Annotated in this window: 14 protein-coding genes and 9 pseudogenes; 11 read left to right on the top strand and 12 right to left on the bottom strand. The window is 44.3% G+C overall.

What is annotated here, in order from left to right:
* Positions 1–699: 699 nt before the first annotated feature.
* From ACMAZD_RS25825 to ACMAZD_RS25805, 5 genes and pseudogenes are all read right to left on the bottom strand, one after another.
* Positions 700–1893 carry an IS91 family transposase gene (locus ACMAZD_RS25825; RefSeq protein ID WP_435250577.1) on the bottom strand — a complete coding sequence of 398 codons (1194 nt, stop codon included), beginning with the start codon at positions 1891–1893 and terminating at the stop codon, positions 700–702.
* Between the two features lie 72 nt (positions 1894–1965).
* Positions 1966–2229: an IS66 family insertion sequence element accessory protein TnpB gene (gene tnpB / locus ACMAZD_RS25820; protein ID WP_435250617.1), complete on the bottom strand. Its 264-nt coding sequence runs from the start codon at positions 2227–2229 to the stop codon at positions 1966–1968.
* Between the two features lie 270 nt (positions 2230–2499).
* A complete protein-coding gene (gene istB / locus ACMAZD_RS25815) occupies positions 2500–3222 on the bottom strand; it encodes an IS21-like element helper ATPase IstB (RefSeq protein WP_286291966.1) in 723 nt (240 codons plus the stop codon).
* A gap of 10 nt (positions 3223–3232) precedes the next feature.
* Positions 3233–3433 (bottom strand): annotated as a pseudogene (locus tag ACMAZD_RS25810) (IS21 family transposase); the annotation flags it as partial.
* Between the two features lie 186 nt (positions 3434–3619).
* Positions 3620–3715 (bottom strand): annotated as a pseudogene (locus tag ACMAZD_RS25805) (Mu transposase domain-containing protein); the annotation flags it as partial.
* A gap of 64 nt (positions 3716–3779) precedes the next feature.
* Here ACMAZD_RS25805 and ACMAZD_RS25800 point away from each other — a divergent pair.
* Positions 3780–4808 (top strand): IS630 family transposase, encoded by a 1029-nt coding sequence (locus ACMAZD_RS25800; protein ID WP_435248897.1) that lies wholly within the window; start codon positions 3780–3782, stop codon positions 4806–4808.
* On the opposite strand, the pseudogene istA reads toward ACMAZD_RS25800, so the two are convergent.
* Positions 4809–5861: pseudogene (gene istA / locus ACMAZD_RS25795) on the bottom strand (IS21 family transposase); the annotation flags it as partial.
* Between the two features lie 121 nt (positions 5862–5982).
* Positions 5983–6252 (bottom strand): IS66 family insertion sequence element accessory protein TnpA, encoded by a 270-nt coding sequence (gene tnpA / locus ACMAZD_RS25790; protein WP_435250616.1) that lies wholly within the window; start codon positions 6250–6252, stop codon positions 5983–5985.
* Between the two features lie 88 nt (positions 6253–6340).
* Between tnpA and ACMAZD_RS25785 the strand changes: the two genes are divergently transcribed.
* Together ACMAZD_RS25785 and ACMAZD_RS25780 are read left to right on the top strand one after the other, a co-directional pair.
* Complete coding sequence (locus ACMAZD_RS25785) at positions 6341–6619, top strand: integrase core domain-containing protein (protein WP_435250615.1); 279 nt, start codon at positions 6341–6343, stop codon at positions 6617–6619.
* 58 nt (positions 6620–6677) lie between these two features.
* Positions 6678–6865 (top strand): annotated as a pseudogene (locus ACMAZD_RS25780) (IS91 family transposase); the annotation flags it as partial.
* A gap of 333 nt (positions 6866–7198) precedes the next feature.
* On the opposite strand, the gene ACMAZD_RS25775 reads toward ACMAZD_RS25780, so the two are convergent.
* From ACMAZD_RS25775 to ACMAZD_RS25760, 4 genes and pseudogenes are all read right to left on the bottom strand, one after another.
* Positions 7199–8932 (bottom strand): TolC family protein, encoded by a 1734-nt coding sequence (locus ACMAZD_RS25775; protein ID WP_435250614.1) that lies wholly within the window; start codon positions 8930–8932, stop codon positions 7199–7201.
* 418 nt (positions 8933–9350) lie between these two features.
* On the bottom strand, positions 9351–10544 hold the full coding sequence (locus tag ACMAZD_RS25770) for an IS91 family transposase (protein ID WP_435250613.1): 1194 nt from the start codon (positions 10542–10544) through the stop codon (positions 9351–9353).
* A 336-nt stretch (positions 10545–10880) separates the two neighbouring features.
* Positions 10881–10988: pseudogene (locus ACMAZD_RS25765) on the bottom strand (IS1 family transposase); the annotation flags it as partial.
* 62 nt (positions 10989–11050) lie between these two features.
* Positions 11051–11971 carry an IS5 family transposase gene (locus ACMAZD_RS25760; protein WP_435246996.1) on the bottom strand — a complete coding sequence of 307 codons (921 nt, stop codon included), beginning with the start codon at positions 11969–11971 and terminating at the stop codon, positions 11051–11053.
* Between the two features lie 337 nt (positions 11972–12308).
* On the opposite strand from ACMAZD_RS25760, the gene ACMAZD_RS25755 reads away from it, so the two are divergent.
* The 4 genes from ACMAZD_RS25755 (at position 12309) to ACMAZD_RS25740 (ending at position 19315) form a co-directional block, all read left to right on the top strand.
* Positions 12309–13780 (top strand): IS3 family transposase gene (locus ACMAZD_RS25755; protein WP_435250549.1). Its coding sequence is split into 2 segments (ribosomal slippage): positions 12309–12699 and positions 12699–13780, totalling 1473 coding nucleotides; the frame shifts between segments, so codons are not numbered across the junction.
* A gap of 48 nt (positions 13781–13828) precedes the next feature.
* On the top strand, positions 13829–15091 hold the full coding sequence (locus ACMAZD_RS25750; protein ID WP_435250612.1) for a hypothetical protein: 1263 nt from the start codon (positions 13829–13831) through the stop codon (positions 15089–15091).
* A gap of 181 nt (positions 15092–15272) precedes the next feature.
* Positions 15273–15713, top strand: coding sequence for a hypothetical protein (locus ACMAZD_RS25745; protein WP_435250611.1), 441 nt, complete (start codon positions 15273–15275; stop codon positions 15711–15713).
* Between the two features lie 56 nt (positions 15714–15769).
* Positions 15770–19315, top strand: coding sequence for an Ig-like domain-containing protein (locus ACMAZD_RS25740; RefSeq protein ID WP_435250610.1), 3546 nt, complete (start codon positions 15770–15772; stop codon positions 19313–19315).
* A 60-nt stretch (positions 19316–19375) separates the two neighbouring features.
* Here the strand turns inward: ACMAZD_RS25740 and ACMAZD_RS25735 are convergent.
* Positions 19376–19870: pseudogene (locus tag ACMAZD_RS25735) on the bottom strand (IS3 family transposase); the annotation flags it as partial.
* 133 nt (positions 19871–20003) lie between these two features.
* Between ACMAZD_RS25735 and ACMAZD_RS25730 the strand changes: the two are divergent.
* From ACMAZD_RS25730 to ACMAZD_RS25715, 4 genes and pseudogenes are all read left to right on the top strand, one after another.
* A pseudogene (locus ACMAZD_RS25730) lies at positions 20004–20354 on the top strand (DUF4277 domain-containing protein); the annotation flags it as partial.
* Between the two features lie 67 nt (positions 20355–20421).
* The gene (locus ACMAZD_RS25725; RefSeq protein ID WP_435248156.1) at positions 20422–21369 is read left to right on the top strand and encodes an IS30 family transposase; all 948 of its coding nucleotides are present in this window, start codon (positions 20422–20424) and stop codon (positions 21367–21369) included.
* 37 nt (positions 21370–21406) lie between these two features.
* Positions 21407–22714, top strand: a pseudogene (locus tag ACMAZD_RS25720) (IS1634 family transposase); the annotation flags it as partial.
* Positions 22715–22822: 108 nt separating this feature from the next.
* Positions 22823–23272: pseudogene (locus ACMAZD_RS25715) on the top strand (IS5 family transposase); the annotation flags it as partial.
* Positions 23273–23351 lie beyond the last annotated feature (79 nt).

Here is a 23351-nt window from a genome sequence, read left to right as displayed (position 1 = left end):
GAGCGGCATCACTCTGGTGAGTCACTGCGTGCCGCACCTGGATGTGCCTCTCTACAGACCCTATCTCAAAAGATATCGCTGCAATCCGAAACGCACTTCTCTCACTGCGTTCGTTGCGCCTCGTCATTCTTCCACGTTACTGTTCGTCGTGCCTCCTCACTCCTTTCACTGACATAGATTAAGTTCGAGTAAGGGCGTGTTGCCTTATGTGCCGATTTCCCTTTCGATTGGCATCTTTTGATGGTGCTCGCAGGCTGTTAACCCTCCTCAATCAGAACCTTATCTGCAAGGGTAAATCAAGGGTAAATGAACGCTGCGCGCCCCTGCAGAGAAGAACCCTGTTTGAAGCAGGGACAGCCAAGCGGCTCCATAAAAGTGATACTCAAACAAAAAGGGAACTCCTCATGGCACAACGACACTCAAGCCCAACTCTCTCTAAACCCATGCTCAGCGACCAGCGTTTCGCCGCTGGGCACGAAAGCTCACCAAAAAATGATATCTCTAGTCCGATCGTTGAACGTGCTGTGCGCTCGAAGGTAAGGAATCTCAATGTTTCCTGACCTGAACAATCGCGGCATAACTCACGTCAGAATGAGTCCCGGACAGACCTAACTTCTGCTCTACAATCTAAACACGGATGTTTGTTGAACACTTTCATGCTGTTTTCGCTATTTCAGATACACCCATCCTGTGAAACGCCTAAATTGACCTGATTTGGGCTTGAACCAGAGCATGGTGGACCAGCTCTGACAGCGGCTCCCCAGCCCTAAAGCGAAGAAACGTTAAACGGTGCCCACAAAGAATGCACTCAAACGGATCAACCTTCACATACCCTTTCAGCATAGCTGCGTAACCGGGCATTTCAGGTGCGTCTTTAGGAGCGACACCCAAGGCACCGTAGACCTTAGGGAGCATCTCACCACGACGTCGGTTTGATAGAAAACCGAAGTATCGAATCATTTTGAAGTGCTTATCTGGAATATGCTCAATCATGCGTTCTATCAGAGCTTCTGGACTCAAAATGAGGGATTCCGTTCGACCATTCCTATGGTTGAGGTAATCAAACGTCACCAAGCCTCCCTGGAAGTTATGTCGTAAACGCGACGCCGATATCGGTGGCCGTTTTAGGTATCGACCCAGGTAAGTCATGGTTGGCGTCACGTTGGCTGTTTTCTTTGCAAAGTGCAGCTTCCATCGACGGCAATATTGGCTGGTTAAAAATCGGGACCAATCTTGCTCATTACGAATGAAAGGGCAGTCCTCTCCACTCAAGTCTAACTCTGAGTAATTGGAGCTGAGAAGTTGAGTGATGGCACCGCGCCAACACTTCTCAGTGGTCTTAGCTTTAAAGAAAATCGGCTTCCATAGACCAGTCTTCTTACATAAACCCCCACGGGTGACAGACAAATGGATGTGCACATTCCAATTCAGCTTTCTGCCGTAGGTATGAAGTGCACAGAACACGCCAATATCGATATCGAGTTGCTTTGCCCATCCTAAGAAGATTTTGGCTGCGCAGCTAAAGAGATGATTGAGAAGAAAACGATTATCCCGAAAGATGGGCCACAACGTGTGTGGTAGCGTCAACGTAACGTATTGATACTCACACTCAGGAAAGACATGTTGTTGCTTTCGTATCCACCGCTCTGTGGCTTTTATGCCACAACTGCTGCAAAAGCGAGATTTACACGTCTGGTGAATGTATTTGTGATGGGTGCAGTCAGCATGAGTGCATCGATACTCTTTAGAGCCAAAAGCAGCGGTACTGCAAGCGAGCATCTTGGTGACGTTTTCAATGACGACGGTTCGGAGGGTTTCTCGGTACTTATTGAGGTAGTTCAGCCAAGTATCGTTGGCATTGAAGAGTTGTTTGATGGGCTTATTCGGATGCATGACCTATAGGATAAACGATCCATGTAAAGCACCCTAGTCGGTTGAGTCTCTTTGTTTTCGGCCGTAGGCCGCTCAGGCGACACCGTCGCCGGTTCTTCTTGGCCAAGCGAACTTGTCTTTTTCGAGTCGCTTTTGCCAGAGGCAAAAGCCATTACGCTGCCAGTAGAGAACTTTGAGCTTATCCCGCGTGCGATTACAGAAGACGAATAGCGCTTCGGAGAAGGGATTAAGGTTCATATTCTGTTCAACAATAAAGCTCAAGCCGTTAACGCCCTTTCTAAAATCGACGGGCGCCTTGTGGAGATAGATAACAGAGATATCAGGGAACATTTTCATACAACAGCAAGCTCCTTCAATAGAAGACCGAGCCACTGAGGTGCTACATCACGAGGTACATGAAGAGAGCATGCTCCCGCTTCAAGGCGTAATTCCGTAGGTAACGTAGAGGGAGGCAGTTGCTCGGTTTTGGTATTTAGTATGGCTATTTTTTCAACAACAACGAATTCAGTGCGTATTTCGGCTGATGTGACCCCTAGTTTCGTTTTTAATCGACCACCTTTTTAAGCCTCTCTTTTCTCTTCCTTAGTTTTACTCCAAGTGGTCGATTTAAGCCAGTTTTCTCATTGATTCCCCTCGTAACTCGATTCTATGACTTTGATGAACCAACCTATCTAAGATCGCATCAGCGATCGTCGAGTTGTCGATCATCTCGTGCCATTCTTTTACAGGTAGTTGGCTGATAATGATCGTACTGCACTCTTGGTATCTATCTTCTAGCACTTCGAGAAGATTACTTGCATGCTCTTGGCTGAGTTTTTCCATTCCCCAGTCATCGATAACCAACAGTTTTTTCTTAGACAAGCTCAGTAGTAGCTTTTGATAGCTGCCATCAAGGCGGCTACTACTCAGGTCATCAAGTAAACGATTTAGGCGATAATAACGACTTGGGCAGTGTTGCTCACACGCCTGCTCGGCGAGCGCACAAGCAACATAGGTTTTACCTGCACCTGTTGCACCTGTAATCAGGACATTCTGTCGCTTTTGTAAATAAGTGCCTGATAATAACTCTCCCATCATTGCTCTTTTTAAGCCTCGTTCTGGGCGGTAGTCCAGTTGATTACCGCTAGCGCTTAGGCGCAGCTTGGCTTGCCGTTTAAGTCGTTGGATTTTGGTTTGATCTCGGTTCACTATCTCATGATCAAGGATGAGTCCTAACCTTTCTTCAAAGCCAAGTTCAGCATAGGTCGCGGGGTGTATTCTTTGCTGTTCCAGTGCATCAGAAGCATGACTTAGGCGTAGTGATTTTAACTGTTGGATTATTGCGTCCATATTGTTTCTCCTAGTGGTAGTAGTTGGAACCACGAACATTAGTGTGTTTAAGGTTTGGTGTATCAGTGGAAGGCTGAGAGAGAGTGCCTTCACGATGGTTCTTCAATAAGTTTTTGACGAAGCCAAGGTATGGCTTCTCTGTCACTAAGGCATCTCGGCAAGCTTGTTCTAACCGTGCGTCTGAGTGCTTTTTGGCAAGACTTAGTAACCCAAAGCAACTTCTAAAGGCCAATGCTTCATGCTCTGGGCGTTTGAGCAACATCTGAGTCAGTTCACCTGTGGCTGGCCCAATAGATTTTCCCCAACGGATAAAACGCTCGGGTGTCCATGATTGGTATTGATGGTTGCTTGGCATATGCTCGTAAACGGTAGAGAGACCATATTCTTTTTGGCTTGTGCAGTGGTGAGCAACAATGCTCCCTTTGTGGTAGATACGTATTATTTGATGCGTTGCTTCAAGCTCAACTTGTTGCCCAACAAGTTGGTGCGGCACAGAGTATACCCGTGATCATTGAAGATGCTTGATTTTCAATGAAATCAGGATCATGCTACTCACCATGAAAATGGTACTAACTCCTGAGCAAAAACAACAACTCGAACAGATGCACAATACTGAGCGTGATCGTCGAGTATGCGACCGTATAAAAGCGGTCTTGCTAGCTTCCGAAAGTTGGAGCCCGCCTATGATCTCTCAAGCCCTTCGTATCCATGAATCTACAGTTGCTCGTCATCTTAGTGATTATGCTCTATCTGAAAAACTTAAACCTGAGAATGGCGGGAGCCAGAGTCTACTTTCTGATACTCAGACGATGCAGCTCATCGAGCATTTGACTGAGAAAACCTATTTTCATACGCGTCAAATCGTTACTTACGTCGAAGCTGAATTCGGTGTGAGCTACACCGTTTCTGGGATTAATAAGTGGTTACATCACCACGGTTTTGCATACAAAAAGCCCAAAGGTGTACCACATAAACTAAAGCCTGAAGAGCAGCAAGCATTTATCGAGTATTACAACGAGGTACTTAAGCCCAAGGATGCGCCTGTACTTTTCATGGACGCCGTTCATCCAACTCAATCAACAAAACTTAGCTGTGGCTGGATCCGTAAGGGACAGGATAAGCTAATTGAAACGACAGGTAGCCGCACTCGAGTGAATCTAATCGGTGCTCTGTCATTGAAAAACATCAGCGCAACGATCACAGATACTTATGAAACGATAGATAGCGAGAGTATTGTTCGCTTCTTTTGGAAACTCAAGAAAGAGCATTATCCACTAGAGCAAACCGTGCATATTGTGCTTGATGGTGCAGCCTACCATCGGTCAGAAATGTTTAGGAATGCGGCAAAAGTACTCAATATAGAGCTTCATTACTTACCCCCATACAGCCCAAACTTAAATCCAATAGAGCGGCTTTGGAAAGTAATGAATGAGCATGTGAGGAACAATGTCTATTTTCCCTCCAAAACAGCATTCACCTCTGCTATCAAAAAGTTTTTCGATGTGACGTTACCAGAAGTTGCAGGCTCACTTGTATCCAGAATTACAGATAATTTTCAGGTACTGATACCTGCATCTTCAAGTTGAAAGGGTATAGAAGTGCTTTTTATATTGAATGTGATAATCAGGGGAGACGGTTGCTCGTTTAGTTTCGATATACACATATGGTTGCGATGGCAGTGGTTTTAACGCTGGACGGTCAACTTTGTTGAACAAGTCATGTCGATTGACACCAAGCTGCTTCATCTCTCGTTGGTTTAAGTCATGCATCAGCTTTCGGATAGCCAGGTTCAGCTCAGCCATTGTATAGAACACTTGGTGGCGAAGGCGCATCATTATCCAGCGCTCTACGATGAGAACTGCGTTCTCAGCTTTGGCTTTATCTTTAGGCTTGTAGGGCCTGGCTGGCATCACAGCAACGCCGTAATGTTGTGCCAGTTTTCGGTAGCTCTCATTGAGGATAGGGCTATGACGGTCTGCTTTCGTTATAGCAGATTTCAGATTATCAGGTACAAGTAGATTCGGAGCACCACCAAAGTGATTAAAGGTATTCACATGAGCCATGAGGAAGTGTTCAAGCCCTTGGCTCTCACTCGCCTCGACATAGGTGTAATTTGACGCCCCTAAAGTGGCGACAAATACCTGAGCATGTCTGCATTCTCCTGTATCTGGATTCACAACAGGGATCGTTGGGCCACAGTAGTCAATGAAGAGCTTGTCACCAGCATGGTGAAGTTGGCGCATACTGCGTTTTTGTGTCTTTAGCCAACGTCTATACAGTTCGCAGAACTGTGTATAGCCATAGGCTTTGTCTTGATGCTGATGACAATACTCTTCCCAAAGCAAAGCTTTAGTCATCCCTTTACGCTTCAATTCTAAGTAGCAGAGAGTGAAATCAGGCATCACTTTATGCTGAGAAGATGAGCGACCATCAAACAAAGCTTGGGTGACTTGATTTTCATGATGAGTCTCTTCCAGTGGCCACGTGAGTCCACTGGATTTAAATCGGGATAGATGCTGGGATACAGTGGAATGAGCAATATTGAGGCAAGCGGCGATCTGTCGATTAGAAAGATTGCACTCGTATCGGAGGCGTAATATTTCCTTAATTTTATTCATTGGCATTCTCTTTTTCGGCATGATTTATCCTTAGTGCTCTCAACATGAAAGACTCAGGTTAAACCTATTGATTTAAAAGAGAAAAGAGGTTTATTTCGGTAAATCGACCATCGATTTCGGAAACACACCGAAAAGTGGATGATTAAAACCGAAATGAGTGGTCGGTTAAAAACGGATTTGGTGGTCGATTAAAACCGAAATAGGCGGTCGGATAGCTCCGAAATATGCATTCAGAAAGTGAATCTTCTCGTTTTTTAGGCAGGTTGACTAAGTGGTGTAGTTTGCGACGGTTGTTATCAAATGTTTTTGGATGAAGATTGTGCTCTAAACAAAACTGAGCGGCAGACTGCTCACTATTGTAATACTTCTGAACAAGGCGTAGCCATTCTTGCTGAGATCTATGCTGAGACATTTTCGAGTACCTTTAACGATAAAAGTTAAAGGTTACGACGTTTATTAAAAGGATTGAATGAGTCGATTTAAAGACGCTTACAAAGTACATGCCTAACTGGCCAACAAAGGGCTTTGAAACTCTCGATAGTAGCCGAAGTTGGGTTGAAGCCTTCGTACGCTGGTACAACACCGAGCACAAGCACAGTAAGCTAAATTACGTTACGCCTTCAGAGCGTCACAATGGAAAAGATAAAGAGATCTTGAAGCTCCGAGCAGAGGTACTACTCGCTGCAAAAGAGCTAAATCCTGAACGCTGGCCAGGTGATATCAGAAACTGTGCGCCTGTTGGTGACGTTCACCTAAATCCAGAAAGAGAAGTTGCTTAATAAGTAAGCAAATGATGACAACTACCTTGAAAAACACCGGTATTATGGAGCGCTTACGATGCTCCCTAAGGTCTACGATGCCCCCTAAAGACGCACCTGAAATGCCCGGCTACGCCGCCATGTAAAGGGTATGTGAAGGTTGACCCGTTTGAGTACATTCTTTGTGGGCATCGTTTAAGGTTTCTTCGTTTTAGGACTGGAGAAGCGCTGTCAGAGGTGGTCCATCATGCTCTGGTTCAAGCTTAAATCAGGTCAATTTAGGCATTTCGCAGGATGAGTGTATCTAAAACCCCGAAAACAGCATGAAAGTGTTCAGCAAACATCCGTGTTTAGATTGTAGAGCAGAAGTTAGATCAGTCAGCGACTCATTCTGACGTGAGTTATGCCGCGATCATTCAGGTAAGGAATCATTCAGATTTCTTACCTTTGAACGTTTGCAATCAAGGCAGCGAAATCGCTGAAAGCCAAACAGCCTGTGAGCGATTTTATGCACTCGCAGAATAATTGCGCCTGAAGAATGGTTCTGCCACGTCTTTTATCAGTATTTGCAACAGAGCCATATAGAGTTATTTTCCGTTTTTAAATATTATCAAAACCTAAGGTAGCGACCCCTATTTCCCAAGTTTTAGTAAAATAGATGGCTTTCTGCCGACCAAGCCTAACTTCTATGTTTGATGCCTCTCGTACATGGTTCATAACATCTAAACCACTTTTTTTCCCAGCAAGAAACTGTTTTTTATATGAACTGGAGAGATTGTTCATTAGAACTATAGAGCTTTCTAGCTCTTCAATCTCTTCTTCGAACTTTTTAACTACTAATAGATCTGAGCTAAGAATCTCAACAACCTCTCGCTTTCTTTCTTCAACGTCAACTATTGCACTATCTAATCTAAAAGAATAATTTTTCACATTAGAAAAGTTAGATAGCCCAGGACCTAACTTACTTCTAAAGTTGATAAAAAAGCGGCTTTCATCAGGTAGTGATGTGGAATATAAACTCCCAACTTGGTGCTCCGCTCTAAAAAATATATCTGGATATAAGTTTGATTTTTCCCTATATAGTTCAGATTCGGCTACCAATAATTGTGCCTCAGCTAACTTTATATTCGGGTCTAGCTTTAAAGCACTATTGACCAACACGCTATCTTCCTTTGATAGAGAGAGCGGCTTTGAAATAAATTTACTCAATTCAGCATTAGATAAACTACGACCTGAGAGTTGTGACAATCGTTCTCTTGATGAGTCTAGTGATGTTTTTGCTGTTAACACACTAGCTAAAACTGATGAATACCTTGATTTTGCAAGCACAAGATCACTTTCAGATGCTACCCCTTGCTTCAACCTGCGTTCTAATTGCTGTATAAATTCCAGATGCTCTCTACGACTGTTATTCAGCGCTTTTAAAGTTAGGTTGGCAGAATACCACTCGCCGAATATTCCAATAACCTTGAGAGTTAGATCTTGTTTTTCTTTATCGGCTACTGCAATAGATGAGTTTAGTTCAGCAAGAGCAAGCTCTCTTCCTGATGTTATTCTTCCGCCAGTCCATATTGGTTGATTTAACCCAAAGACAACCTCATAGTCAACACCGGGCATTGAGTTTCTTGTAGATGAAGAGCCCCCAACAATAGACAAGTCCGGCGTCGGGAAGTAGCCCCAGTCGGCGCTTTTTAAGGCTGAACGATATGATTCGACTCTAGCTTGTGAACTTTTAACAATAGGATGTTTTTCTATAGTCTGCAGAATAAATTCATGTAAACCATTTAATTCATTAATTTCTTCAGAATTTTCTTCCTCATAAAAGACAACAAGATTACTATCAAAGATGTTTTCTTTATACTCAACTTCATACTCAACTTCTTCTTTTCTTTTTATTTTTATATCTGAGTAGCCATCTATGTTTCTTAAGAAGGCCTTTTCAAATCCGGAAATAGTCGATGTTCTTTTTAAAGCATTCTTTGCATCATTAACCCCTTTGTACGGGCCTAATAAGCAACGAGAGTAACCTTTTTCCTTTTTTAACCATGTAGAGCGAGGAAAAGCATCATAAACTTTTATTATGCTTTCTTTTTTTAAAGAGTTTTTAAAAAAACCACATTGTACCCAGAACAACTCACTTTCAAGCTGTATTCTTTCTTTACTTCTCTCAGCAAAAAACTTACCTACTGGGCAGTTGGTAGCTAATTCTTCCAAGCCTGATTGTGGATTTAAGTATGATTCACAACTATATGGTTCAGCATATGCTTCAAACAAAAAAGCAGAACTTACCAGCACAAATAGACTGGAATAGTAAAAACTTTTACCATTATTCATATCAACACCTCCTTGTTAAAATCATATTTATCAATATTTTATAACCTTACAGTGTGCTTTAAAAGCATACAAATATTTTTAGTACTTTTTTGATAGGCAAACAACATAATATGACTTTTTCTAATAAATTAACTTGTAAAGTGAGAAGTAGCCCCGGTTTTCTGACATGACTTTAAGTGATTGATCTATTTTGATAGTATCGAAAATTACTGGAACATATACCGAATCAACTTGAATATGCAGCCGGCCTTGAAGGTAAGGAATCTCAATGTTTCCTGACCTGAACAATCGCGGCATAACTCACGTCAGAATGAGTCCCGGACAGACCTAACTTCTGCTCTACAATCTAAACACGGATGTTTGTTGAACACTCTCATGCTGTTTTCGCTATTTCAGATACACCCATCCTGTGAAACGCCTAAATTGACCTGATTTGGGCTTGAACCAGAGCATGGTGGACCAGCTCTGACAGCGGCTCCCCAGCCCTAAAGCGAAGAAACGTTAAACGGTGCCCACAAAGAATGCATTCAAACGGATCAACCTTCACATACCCTTTCAGCATAGCTGCGTAACCGGGCATTTCAGGTGCGTCTTTAGGAGCGACACCCAAGGCACCGTAGACCTTAGGGAGCATCTCACCACGACGTCGGTTTGATAGAAAACCGAAGTATCGAATCATTTTGAAGTGCTTATCTGGAATATGCTCAATCATGCGTTCTATCAGAGCTTCTGGACTCAAAATGAGGGATTCCGTTCGACCATTCCTATGGTTGAGGTAATCAAACGTCACCAAGCCTCCCTGGAAGTTATGTCGTAAACGCGACGCCGATATCGGTGGCCGTTTTAGGTATCGGCCGAGGTAAGTCATGGTTGGCGTCACGTTGGCTGTTTTCTTTGCAAAGTGCAGCTTCCATCGACGGCAATATTGGCTGGTTAAAAATCGGGACCAATCTTGCTCATTACGAATGAAAGGGCAGTCCTCTCCACTCAAGTCTAACTCTGAGTAATTGGAGCTGAGAAGTTGAGTGATGGCACCGCGCCAACACTTCTCAGTGGTCTTAGCTTTAAAGAAAATCGGCTTCCATAGACCAGTCTTCTTACATAAACCCCCACGGGTGACAGACAAATGGATGTGCACATTCCAATTCAGCTTTCTGCCGTAGGTATGAAGTGCACAGAACACGCCAATATCGATATCGAGTTGCTTTGCCCATCCTAAGAAGATTTTGGCTGCGCAGCTAAAGAGATGATTGAGAAGAAAACGATTATCCCGAAAGATGGGCCACAACGTGTGTGGTAGCGTCAACGTAACGTGTTGATACTCACACTTAGGAAAGACATGTTGTTGCTTTCGTATCCACCGCTCTGTGGCTTTTATGCCACAACTGCTGCAAAAGCGAGATTTACACGTCTGGTGAATGTATTTGTGATGGGTGCAGTCAGCATGAGTGCATCGATACTCTTTAGAGCCAAAAGCAGCGGTACTGCAAGCGAGCATCTTGGTGACGTTTTCAATGACGACGGTTCGGAGGGTTTCTCGGTACTTATTGAGGTAGTTCAGCCAAGTATCGTTGGCATTGAAGAGTTGTTTGATGGGCTTATTCGGATGCATGACCTATAGGATAAACGATTCATCCAAAGCGCCCTAGTAGGTTGAGTCTCTTTGTTTTCGGCCGTAGGCCGCTCAGGCGACACCGTCGCCGGTTCACGTTTCTTCGCTTTAGGGCTGGGGAGCCACTGTCAGAGCTGGTCCACCATGCTCGGGTTCAAGTCCAAATCAGGTCAATTTAGGCATTTCGCAGGATGAGTGTATCTAAAATTCCGAAAACAGCATGAAAGTGTTCAACAAAAACCCGTGTTTATATTCAATAGCAGAAGTTAGATCAGTCAGCAACTCATTCTGACGTGAGTTATGGCGCGATCGTTCAGGTAAGAAATCATTCAAATTCCTTACCTTCAAGGCAACTAATCGCTGAAAGCCAGCAGCCCCAGTACCATGTTTCCGTTCATGCTCAGTTTGATTGCAAAAACGGCAGTTTACTTGGATGATAGCCATTGAAACACGGCTTTGTTGCTTAATTCAGAGAGAAGGCATGCCTGCCCCATTGTGCTTAATTCTTAATCGATATACTGTGTTTCAGGCATACCAAGCCCTGTAAGCTTATTCAGGGCTTTAATCATAGCGTAAGTCTCGCCAACTTGAGCGTTGTAGTTCCTCAGGCTTAATTTCCCACCTAGCAGCTGTTTTACTCGGTACATCGCGGTCTCTGATAGAGAGCGCTTATGATAGCCATACCGCTCTTTCCAATACTTATTTGAGCCATATAACTTCTGGCAACCCACGGCGAGATTTCGGGGGTGACCACGCTCCCAGAAGGCAGCCCCTTCTCTTGGTGGGATGAGCGGAACAGCTCGCTTGATCCGTATGGCATCATGGCAATTCCTTGTGTCATAAGCGCCATCACCTGATATCTCAATGATTTTCCGACGTGTCTGATTGAGTAAGTTGGGGAGCACTTCGGCATCGGTTACGTTAGATAAGCTCAGCTCTGCTGCGACTATTTCGTGGGTGCTTGTATCTACTGCGATGTGCAGCTTACGCCAGACTCTTCGCTTCCCATCAGTTCCATGCTTCTTGACCTTCCATTCACCTTCGCCATAAACCTTGAGACCAGTGGCATCAATGGCTAGGTGTTGTATCGCACCTCTGGTTTTAGTTTTAAATGAAACCTCAACATCCTTAGATCGACGACTTATACAGGTGTAGTGTGGGCAAACCAGAGGGATGTTAGCCAGCTTAAAGACGGAGTCTAGAAAACCTTGCAGCGCTCTCAATGGCATAGAGAAAACGCGTTTCACCATCAGAGCGGTAGTAATGGCTAAGTCGCTGAATCGGCGAGGTCTACCACGCTTGCCTTGTTTGTTTTGCTTCCACTCGGCTAACGTCTCCTCATCAATCCAAAAGGTCAGAGAGCCACGGTTGATTAAGGCTTTATTATACTGCTTCCAGTTAGTTGTTTTGTAACGAGGTTTAGGCATGAGACTACGACGATTGATGGGTGTATCCGATCAGATCGTAGCTTCCTGATTTAGTTCCATCGATTTAAGCAACAAGGCCTTGAAACACCTATAAAAAGTTCAGGAAGATTCTATCATGCAATCAACGGGTTGGAGTCATTACTCAACATTGACTTCAATAGTACATGTAGCTATACCTAATTAATATATATTCAAAGAAAAACAAAGGAGATCCCTATCTGGCAGGGTAGTTGTCACTGTTAAAATTTAACCAGTTTGGGCGATAAAGAGTAATTGTGTCTCGTATCTCAGTAGAAAGAAAAGAAGCTATATTAAGAAGCTGTTGCCTCCCTATTCGATGTCAGTGAAAGAAGTATCGGAAGAGGAAGGAATTAGCACTGCGACCTTGTATCATTGGCGTCAGCAACTCAGACGTTCAGGAGCCGCCGTGCCAAATAGCCATACTTCATCAGAGCAGTGGTCTGCTCAAACTAAACTTGCCATTGTCGCTGAAACCTACTCAATGACAGAAAGTGAACTCAGCCAATATTGTCGTGAAAAAGGTCTTTTCCCAGAACAAATCCAAAGCTGGCGCAGCGAATGTATGCAAGGGTTTAAGTCGAGTAAAGAGCAGGAAGCTGAAGCAAAGAAGCAGACTAAAGCTGACAAACTTGAAATCAAAGAGTTGAAGAAAGATTTACGACTCAAAGAAAAAGCACTCGCTGAAACGGCCGCCCTCTTGGTGCTAAGAAAAAAGCTGAGAGCCTTTTACGGGGAAGAGCCAGAGGACGACTAACCTCAACCGATGAAAGGCAGACCATAGTGACTCTTATCCTTGAAGCGAAGCAATGCGGATGTCGTTTAGAGCCAGCTTGCCATGAAGTTCAAATCGACTTGAGAACGTATCGCCGCTGGTACCAACAAGGTGAAGTGCAAGCTGACAAAAGGACAATATGTCTCAGGCCTGAGCCTGCTAACAAGCTATCTCAACAAGAGCGTGATGCGATTATTGAGGTGTGTAACCGCTCTGAGTTCGCAAGCTTACCTCCGACTCAAATAGTCCCGACACTGCTTGATAGAGGTGAGTATATCGCCTCTGAGTCAAGTTACTATCGGATACTGAGTGCACAGGGGCAACTAAACAAACGAGGTCGTCATAGAAGTAGGCAGAAGCGTGCGAAACCAACAAGTTATACAGCTACAGACTCGAACCAAGTCTATACATGGGATATCACTTACTTACCTTCAAAAGTTCAAGGCCAACACTATTACCTGTATGTCATCGAGGATATCTACAGTCGAAAAATCGTGGGTTATGAGGTGTATGAGCATGAATGCGGTGAGCTGGCGTCACAGCTTCTGCAACGAACGATGATGCGAGAGCAGTGCTTCAATCAAGCGCTGGTTCTTCACTCAGATAATGGTGCGCCGATGAAGTCGTTGACGTTCAAAGCCAAAATGGAAGAGTTAGGTATTACCTCATCGTATAGCCGCCCAAGAGTCAGTGATGATAACCCGTATGTCGAGTCATTGTTCCGTACAGTAAAGTACATGCCTAACTGGCCAACAAAGGGCTTTGAAACTCTCGATAGTAGCCGAAGTTGGGTTGAAGCCTTCGTACGCTGGTACAACACCGAGCACAAGCACAGTAAGCTAAATTACGTTACGCCTTCAGAGCGTCACAATGGAAAAGATAAAGAGATCTTGAAGCTCCGAGCAGAGGTACTACTCGCTGCAAAAGAGCTAAATCCTGAACGCTGGCCAGGTGATATCAGAAACTGTGCGCCTGTTGGTGACGTTCACCTAAATCCAGAAAGAGAAGTTGCTTAATAAGTAAGCAAATGATGACAACTACCTTGAAAAACAAAGGAGATATTCATGCCTGAAAAATATTTAGAAAAAATTAAAAACGAATTAATTACAGAATTTTTAAAAAAAAATTATTCTCACGCAAAAAAAAACGCTTTAGAACTTTTTTATAGAACTAATAGATTAGTACACCTTAGTGATGCTGTTACATGTATGACATTTTTAGGAGAATGGGATGAGGTTATAAAAAAATCAAAGATAATACTTAAAAACTCAGACAGGTTAAGTTTCGAGCATAGAAATGCACTGGACGGTTTGAGTCATGCCTCACATGTTAAAAAAGATATGTATTCAGTTAGAAAATATGGTTCAAAGTCACTAAAAATTAAAGATGAAATACACATTAAAGAAAATAAAAACGCAAGATACAATTTAATTGACAATAAATCAAAAAAGAATGGGATTAATGTTATCTCATTTTCTCTTTACGGCACTGACCCTAAATATAATATCACCGCCATTTTCAATGTTATATTGTCTAAGAGGATATATCCGGATTGGATATGTAGATTTTATATAGATAACACAGTACCAATGAGTATCAGAGAAAGGCTAATTGATTTGGGTGCAGAATTGATTTTAGTTAATAGTAACCAAAAAAAACTACCAGGCACAACATGGAGGTTTTTAGCTGCAGATGACCCAGATATATCCCGTGTCATATTTAGAGATGCTGATTCTTTAATTTCAGAAAGGGAGCGTTATGCTGTTGATGAGTGGGTAGATTCAGAAAAGTCATTTCATATTATAAGAGACGCAGGTAGTCATACTAGTCTAATAATGGCTGGTTTATTTGGAATGATAACAAAAAAAACACCTAATATAGAGATTATGCTTTATGATTACTTATCTGATAATCATGAAATTAATGATAGATATTATGACCAGAATTTTTTAAGATTACGAATTTGGGGCTATATGCGCCAAGACTTAATGACACATACTAATATTTTTGATATAGAAGGTTCAAAAAAAATACCGCATAGCTCTAAATTCCTAATAGGTAGTAATGAATTCGTATTTAGATACCAAGTCACAATAAACGATCATGTTAACAACAATTATGATTATTATTTAGAATTATACTCTAGATACTCACCTTATATAGATTTACAAGGTCAACAAGAAATATATGATAAAGAGAAGTTGATAGGAGTATTCCAACTTGAAATTATCGGTTATACCGCCACTGTTGAGTTACCTTTAAGATTTGCCCATGGAATCAAAGATAACTATAGCAGAGTAAATGTCTATAAAAAAATAAAAAAATAAAAACGATTCCTTACACGACACACAGGGCGAAAAGGATTCTGTTCAACTCCGCATGGAGTTGTAACAGTAAGTACCCCGGGCATGCATGGGGGTATCTACTTTGACCTTTTACTTTTTACTTTTTGGCGCCTATAACTAACAATGTTAATCAGTAGTAATATTTTTTATTTTAGAGGTCACTATGGATGCTAGTATTTCCAACAATAACCAGCTAGCTATTAGCGGTGAAGTATTAAAAACAGTTATAAATGCTCAAGAAAATCAAAACTATGTTGTTTTAGATAAACAGCTGCCGCCGACTTTAGAAAATTCGCCTCTAACTGTTGAAGCTGTAAACAGTAACAATTTGCTGAAAAAAAATGTGATAGCGATAAGAAAAGGCGATGATTTAATCTTAAAATATGCAGATGGAAGCGAAGTCGTTATAAAAGATTACTATTTGGTTTGTTCTGGAGAAGCGGCAAGTAGTTGTCAAGTGCTACTTCCCGATGGAGCCGGGGAGGCTATTTCTCTCTCTCCTGATAGTGTCGGGGAGCCCTTAGGAATCAGTGGGGAAAGTTTGGTATATGCTTCAGGCGATAGTGAGCTTATAACTGGATTAGTTAATGATCCTTCTCTCTAAGCCTTCTTCAAGGGAGCGATATAGGAGGGGGGCAATTACTGTATAACCCTAGTTCATTGCTCACTAGTACCCCTGCTTTTGGAAGCAATATCATAGAAATTGGTGTTGGCGCTGCATCGCTGGGCATCGCCGCATTAGCAATTAGTTCTAATGGCAGTAGCAATCAAGATACGACCAATAGAGATGCGACTAATAGAGATGCGACCGTGCCAACGATTGCGACGCTGGAGGTGTCCAGCGATAACGTGGTGAACCTTGAGGATGACGTGGCGGCGGTGACCTTTAGCGGCACCACTACCGGGGTCGAAGACGGCCAGACGGTGACGCTAGATATTGGTGGCATCCAAGCGACGGCGGTCGTGAGCAGTGACGCGTTCAGCGGCACCGCCGATTTGAGTAGCTTAGCCGATGGGACCACCCTTCCTGTTCATGTGGATGTGATGGACGTGGCGGGCAATGCGGCGCCCACCTTCAGTGGCAGCATCGATAAAGACACGAGCGCGCCGAGCATAAACAGCCTTGTGGTGTCCACCGATGACGTGGTGAACCTTGAGGATGACGTGGCGGCAGTGGCCTTTAGCGGTACCACTACCGGGGTCGAAGACGGCCAGACGGTGACCCTTGATATAGGGGGCATCCAAGCAACGGCGGTCGTGAGCAGTGACGCGTTCAGCGGCACCGCCGATTTAAGCAGCTTAGCCGATGGGACCACCCTTCCTGTTCAGGTGGATGTGATGGACGTGGCGGGCAACGAGGCGACGAAGACAGGCAGCTTTACGAAAGGCACCACCACCCCAAGTATTGATGATTTGACGATCTCTGATAACAATATCGTGAACCGAGAGGACCCAGAGGATAAGGTGACGTTTAACGGCACGACCAGCAATGTGGAAGATGGTCAGACGGTGACGCTGGATATCGAGGGCGTCACAATGACGGCCGTCGTGATCGACAATGCGTTCAGCGGCACGGTGAATTTAACGGGAGTGAGCGATGGGGCGGCCTTAGCGGTGCAGGCGGACGTGAGTGATGCATTAGGGAATGCGGCAACCTTTACTAGCACCATCGTGAAAGACACGGCCGCGCCAACGATTACCGAGCTGAAGATCTCAGACGACGGCTTCATCGATAGCGGGGATACCGATTTAACGCGCGTGAGTTTTGAAGGGACCACCACTGGGGTGGAGGACGGTCAGACGGTGACGCTAGATATCGGGGGCCTCCCGGTGACGGCGGAAATGAACGGTAATACGTTCAGCGGCACCGCCGACTTGAGCGCATTAGCCGATGGAGCCACGCTTGCTGTTCTGGCGGACGTGAAGGACGTGGCGGGCAACGCGGCGCCAACCTTTACTAGCACCATTGCGAAAGACACGACCGCGCCGAGCATAGACAGCGTTGTAGTGTCCAGCGATAACGTGGTGAACAGTAGTGACGTGGCGGCGGTGGCCTTTAGCGGCACGACCACTGGGGTTGAGAACGGTCAGACGGTGACGCTAGATATAGGGGGCGTCGAAGTGACGGCCGTTGTGAGCGGTGACGCGTTCAGCGGCACGGTGAGTTTAACGGGAGTGAGCGATGGGGCGGCCTTAGCGGTGCAGGCGGACGTGAGTGATGCATTAGGGAATGCGGCAACCTTTACTAGCACCATCATGAAAGACAAGGCCGCGCCAACGATTACCGAGCTGAAGATCTCAGACGACGGCTTCATCGATAGTGGGGATACCGATTTAACGCGCGTGAGTTTTGAAGGGACCACCACTGGGGTGGAGGACGATCAGACGGTGACGCTAGATATCGGGGGCCTCCCGGTGACGGCGGAAGTGATCGGTAATGCGTTCAGCGGCACCGCCGACTTGAGCGCATTAGCCGATGGAGCCACGCTTGCTGTTCTGGCGGACGTGAAGGACGTGGCGGGCAACGCGGCGCCAACCTTTACTAGCACCATTGCGAAAGACACGACCGCGCCGAGCATAGACAGCGTTGTAGTGTCCAGCGATAACGTGGTGAACAGTAGTGACGTGGCGGCGGTGGCCTTTAGCGGCACGACCACTGGGGTTGAGGACGGTCAGACGGTGACGCTAGATATAGGGGGCGTCGAAGTGACGGCCGTTGTGAGCGGTGACGCGTTCAGCGGCACGGTGAATTTAACGGAAGTGAGCGATGGGGCGGCCTTAGCGGTCCAGGCGAATGTGAGTGATGTGGCAGGCAATGCGGCGCCAACCTTTACTAGCACCATTGCGAAAGACACGGCCGCGCCAAGCATTGACCGCGTGAGTGTGTCGACCGACGACATCATCGATAGTGGGGATACCGATTTAACGAGCGTGACCTTTGACGGCACTACCACAGGTGTTGAGGTAGGTCAAACAGTAACGGTTTCTATCGGTGGGTTGCTATATTATGCTTTGGTTGAGGCTGATGGAACTTTTGAAGGTACTGCTGATGTCTCTTTACTAAAAGATAACAACGCCCTACCTGTCGAAGCGAGTGTCTCGGATCAGGCTGGAAATCCAGCTTCTCCTGTTAGTAAGACTATTGTTAAAGATGTTGATACGCCTCCACAATTGTTCATCCTGGATGATGACGCAGATAACATATTCCTTCCATCAGAAAGTGCGACCATAACATTCCAATTCTCTGAGCCTGTTCAAGGGTTTACTGATAGTGATATTGTCGTAACTGGAGGGAACTTAACGACATTAAGCGCTGAGACTGTAAATCCTGACGGCACAGTTGAGTACACTGCGATGCTTTCCCCACTGGCGAGCACTGCTGAGTCTGATGGTGTTATTTCCATTTCCGTCGCAGATAATACCTTTATAGATTTAAACTTGTTAAATGGTAGAGGTGCAACTGAACGTTATGAGCTCCAAACACAAGTAACAGTGCCAACGGGAGCGAGTGTTAGTGAAGCCAACTCTTTTGGAGCTGAGATTGGTGCTCTTACCTTTGACGGCTCTGGAGATGCTAAATTAGGGTATACTTGGGTGTTATCTGACTCGAGATTTGAAGTTGTTGGCGATAAGTTAATGCTAAAGGCAGGGCAGTCATTAGATTTTGATACTGAACCAAGTATTACTTTTGATGTGACCCTTTCGAACTCTGGTTATAAGGAAGAGACTCAATCAGTAACGGTATCAGTCACTGATGCTTCTACAACTAACCTTACTGAAGGTCGAAACATTGTCGAAGGAGGCACAATTGGAGATGATATGATGCTCGGATCAAGTGATGATGACTGGTTCTATGGTAATCAAGGGGATGATGACCTCTTTGGGGGGAGTGGTGATCGAAGAGGTGGCCAAGATATTTTTGTTTATAAAGGACTGGATGGTAAGGACACAATACATGAGTTTGATGCTAGTGTTGACGGGGATAAGATTGATTTAAGCGAACTGTTAAGTTTTAGCCACGGTGACACCTTAAGTGATTTTATTGAATTTACCAATGAAGGTACAAGAATTACTTTAAAAATAGATAGTGATGGTGGTAATAACTTTGTGTCACCTGATGTCGAAATCTATTTAGACAACTATATTACTTCAATAGCATCACCACTAACGCTAGATGACTTGGAAAATAATAACTTTATTCTGTAAATACAGAAAACTACGTGTTTACCTGTGGATGAATGCCAATTATTAAGAGGTTGATCCAGCTCATGCAGCGTATCTCTGCCTACCAAAGTAGGCTTCATCAGGGGTGAGGTCAATGAGTCCCTGATGGTTACGCTCCTCATTATAAAACACCATGTAGTGGTCGATTTCAAGCTCTGCTTCTCGGGGCGTGGTATAAGCTTTTAAGTAAACCTCCTCATATTTCAGGCTTCTCCATAATCGCTCGATGAAAACATTGTCGACCCAGCGTCCTTTCCCATCCATACTTATCCTGACTCCATGGTCGATTAGCTTCTGTGTGAATTCGGTGCTGGTGAACTGACTTCCTTGATCTGAGTTGAAGATATCTGGCGGCCCATAATGTTTAAGCGCGTCTTCAAGGACTTCGATACAAAAGCTCGTGTCCATCGTGTTGGATAGCCGCCAAGACAGCACCTTTCGGCTATACCAGTCGATAATGGCGACTAAATACAGGAACCCCTTAGCCATCGAGATATACGTGATGTCAATCGCCCTACGCATGTTCGGGGTATCTATACCCGTCATTCCGCAGCCAATTCTAGATTTTAATTAGTGTGATCCCACGATCATTTATCAATAATGATTGCAGTTGAGACTTGACGCAGATCCCCCGTTTTGATCTATTACTTTTATTTGCCGGTAACTTGCGATGTCTGCTCCTCAACCTGTCATAAAACGCTTAGATCATCTTGGATTAATCGCTGCATTCTGTCATGAGATTGATTTACCCGGGCTTATCGACCGCATAATTCCTAAGTATTCAGAGCATAATGTCTCACACGGTGATGCCGTTCTAGCCATGATTTTGAACGGTTTGGGCTTCCATAGTCGAACATTGCATATGTTTTCTGACTTTTTCGAGACAAAGCCAATATCAAAGCTGCTTGCTAAAAACATAGAAGCGCACCACTTAACTGATGATGTTCTTGGGCGCACATTAGATGCTTTATTTGAAGCTGATGCCCGATTTCAGATAATAAGTGCGACATTCATGGAAAGGTGTAGAAGAGGAAGCCAACTGCTGAAAGTGGTACGCTCTTCTCGCCAAAGAAACAAGCAGTACTACCATGAATTATCAGCAGTTGACCGAGGGCAGAAGATACCAGATTTCTGCTCTTTTGGAACGGGGGATTTCGGTTTCTGAAATAGCTAAAACTGTTCAGTGCCATCGCTCTACGGTATATCGTGAGCTTAAACGCGGCAGTAGAGGCAGTCATTATTGCCCAAGCGAAGCTCAGGTATTCTCAATCAAAAAACGCACATCAGCTCGTAAATACAGAATACCTCAGGAGCGTGTTGATTTTATCCGTCTCCTTTTGGAATCGGATTGGAGTCCAGAGCAGATTTCCAGTGTATTAACGAGAGTCGGTGCCGCTGTCAGCCATGAGTGGATCTACCGATTTGTTGCGCAGGATAAACGCTTGGGAGGCAAGTTATATCGCCACTTGAGGCAAGGTCACAAGCGGTATCGTCGCGGTAGAAAAGAGAAAGCGCCAGCGATCAAGAATGCTGTTTCTATCGATGATAGGCCAAGCATCGTTGACAGTAAGGAGCGATTGGGTGATTGGGAAATCGACACCGTATTAGGCAAACATGGCACTGGTGCTATGGTGACAATTTTAGAGCGTAAAACACGATTTTACGTGGTCAAGAAAGTGCCATCGAAGTCAGCAGATGATGTCACCAAAGCCACCATCGAGCTACTCATGCCTTATAAGGAACATGTCCATACCATCACGGCAGATAACGGGAGAGAGTTTGCAGGCCACGAAACCATCGCAAAGGCGTTGGAGGCTGATGTGTACTTTGCCCACCCTTATAGTTCTTGGGAGCGTGGAGCCAATGAGAATGCTAACGGGCTTTTAAGGCAATATGTGAAGAAAGGAACCGACTTAACAACGGTAACAGACAGCGATATTGAATTCGCTGTATCACGGATAAATTATCGACCGAAAAAGTGTTTAGACTTCAAGCAACCAGCGATTGTCTTTAAAGAAATGGTATTGGCTGCTTGATATTGGAGAGTGTCGCACTTCGGGGTTGAATTCGGGTGTATCTATTTTATATCAAGTTATTGCAGAGCATACCGTTGAAAAATTGGGCCTCAAGACAGAGTCTGTCCACCTTGATATAACGAGTTTCCATGTTGATGGTGAATATGCTCAATCAGCAGAGGATGACATTAATTCTATTCAACTCGTCAAAGGTTATAGTCGAGATCACCGACCTAAATTGAATCAGGTTGTCCTTGAATTAATTTGTGAAAATCAAGCAGGGCTCCCTGTTTATATGCAGGCTCTCAGTGGAAACACGAACGATGCAAAAGCATTTGCAGAGGTCACTAAGCGCCATATTCACTGTCTTAAAGCCGCGCAAAATAGTCGTTACTTTATTGCTGATGCAGCTTTATACACGTCAGACAGTATTTGCTCACTTGATGAACAAAAGCAGAAGTTCATTACACGCGTCCCAATGACCATTAAAATGGCCAAACAAGCTCTACTGGCATTATCGCCAGCGCAATTAGAGCCTATCGGTAATGGTTATTCGGGGCACTGGATTGAATCTGATTATGGCAACGTGAAGCAGCGATGGTTGTTAGTGAACAGCGAGCAAGCGACAAAGCGAGAAGAAGCCACTTTTTATAAAAATTTGGATAAAAATCTGACCAAAGAGCTTAAATCTCTAGCTCAATTAGCTAAGAAACAATTTGCCTGTGCGACTGATGCACAAAAGGCTATGAATGAATTTCAGAGTCAATGCCAACTGTTGAGTTTCGAGCAAAGTGAGATACGGCAAGTGCCCGAGTTTGCTGGCCGAGGGCGCCCTAAAAAAGATGAGGTTCCAACTGGATACCACTACAAAATTGAAGCAAATCCGTTCACTGATTTAGAAAAAGTAAAACTCGCGAAGCTTAAAGTTGGTATGTTCATTCTTGCGACCAATGATACTGAAAGTACCGATCTCGATATGGCTGCGTTACTGGAACACTACAAGTCACAACAGAAAGTCGAGCGAGGTTTTCGCTTCCTTAAAAGCCCTGAGTTTTTAACATCATCTATCTTCTTAAAAAAACCACAACGCATCGAAGCTTTACTCATGATAATGACCTTAAGCCTAATGGTTTATGCTGGACTCGAGCATAAGATACGTGAAGAGTTGGCTGTTACTGAAGAATTTTTTCCAAGCATGGTTAAGAACAAAACCACATCTAAGCCAACTGCTCGCTGGGTGTTTTTAAAATTTGAAGGGGTCGATACACTTGAGTTCGGCGAACAATGGTTTATCACCGGCATTCAAGACCATCAGAGGAGATTGCTTCAATTGCTAGGTAAGCTATATGAAGCAATTTATTCCTAAATGAGGTGCGGAATGTCGGATTAAAATCTAGAATTGGCTGCGGAATGACGGTTGGCGGTATCTGCGTAGATATTAGAAAGTCAATGAGTCGGTTCGTAGACGCTTACAGATGTGGATACTCACGAAGCTGTTAGTGCGGAAGTCAGCCTTGTAAATGTTGGCGATAGTGAAGTGTTACCGACGCTGCTCAATCCACTACGCAGAAAGATCGTTGCCGTATCCGCAGATGGAGCCTATGACACCAAAAATTGCCATGAGATCCTGAAAAAGAAAGGTTGTACTCCGTTGATCCCGCCTCGAAAGAATGCAGCACTTTGGGAAGATGGCCATCCCAGAAACGAAGCGGTAATAGCTCTGAAAAATGGCACAATAACAAAGTGGAAAGCCGAATCTGGTTATCACTATCGCTCAATATCTGAGACTGCAATGTCTCGATATAAAGGACTAACAAGCGGTAAATTGAGCTTGAGATGTTACAACGCTCAAGTTGGTGAAATCATGGCGAATGTTAAAGCCATAAACAAAGTCATAGGACTAGGTATGCCCGTAAGAAACTAACGGTAAGTTATACATGGAGTCGTTGATCTTCTGCCTGATTTGATCAACAACGCCCACTCGTAGGATAATTACGCCTGGA

It is taken from the genome of Vibrio sp. nBUS_14 (assembly GCF_051201655.1).
Taxonomy (GTDB): Bacteria; Pseudomonadota; Gammaproteobacteria; order Enterobacterales; family Vibrionaceae; genus Vibrio.
This window is presented reverse-complemented; position numbering and strand designations above follow the sequence as displayed.

Coding starts and splice junctions, on each gene's coding strand:
- ACMAZD_RS25785 (WP_435250615.1), top strand. CDS start 6,341: ATGCCTAACTGGCCAACAAAGGGCTTTGAAACTCTCGATAGTAGCCGA.
- ACMAZD_RS25775 (WP_435250614.1), bottom strand. CDS start 8,932: ATGAATAATGGTAAAAGTTTTTACTATTCCAGTCTATTTGTGCTGGTA.
- ACMAZD_RS25800 (WP_435248897.1), top strand. CDS start 3,780: ATGAAAATGGTACTAACTCCTGAGCAAAAACAACAACTCGAACAGATG.
- tnpA (WP_435250616.1), bottom strand. CDS start 6,252: ATGTCTCAGCATAGATCTCAGCAAGAATGGCTACGCCTTGTTCAGAAG.
- ACMAZD_RS25760 (WP_435246996.1), bottom strand. CDS start 11,971: ATGCCTAAACCTCGTTACAAAACAACTAACTGGAAGCAGTATAATAAA.
- tnpB (WP_435250617.1), bottom strand. CDS start 2,229: ATGAAAATGTTCCCTGATATCTCTGTTATCTATCTCCACAAGGCGCCC.
- ACMAZD_RS25725 (WP_435248156.1), top strand. CDS start 20,422: ATGAATTATCAGCAGTTGACCGAGGGCAGAAGATACCAGATTTCTGCT.
- ACMAZD_RS25745 (WP_435250611.1), top strand. CDS start 15,273: ATGGATGCTAGTATTTCCAACAATAACCAGCTAGCTATTAGCGGTGAA.
- ACMAZD_RS25770 (WP_435250613.1), bottom strand. CDS start 10,544: ATGCATCCGAATAAGCCCATCAAACAACTCTTCAATGCCAACGATACT.
- istB (WP_286291966.1), bottom strand. CDS start 3,222: ATGGACGCAATAATCCAACAGTTAAAATCACTACGCCTAAGTCATGCT.
- ACMAZD_RS25825 (WP_435250577.1), bottom strand. CDS start 1,893: ATGCATCCGAATAAGCCCATCAAACAACTCTTCAATGCCAACGATACT.
- ACMAZD_RS25750 (WP_435250612.1), top strand. CDS start 13,829: ATGCCTGAAAAATATTTAGAAAAAATTAAAAACGAATTAATTACAGAA.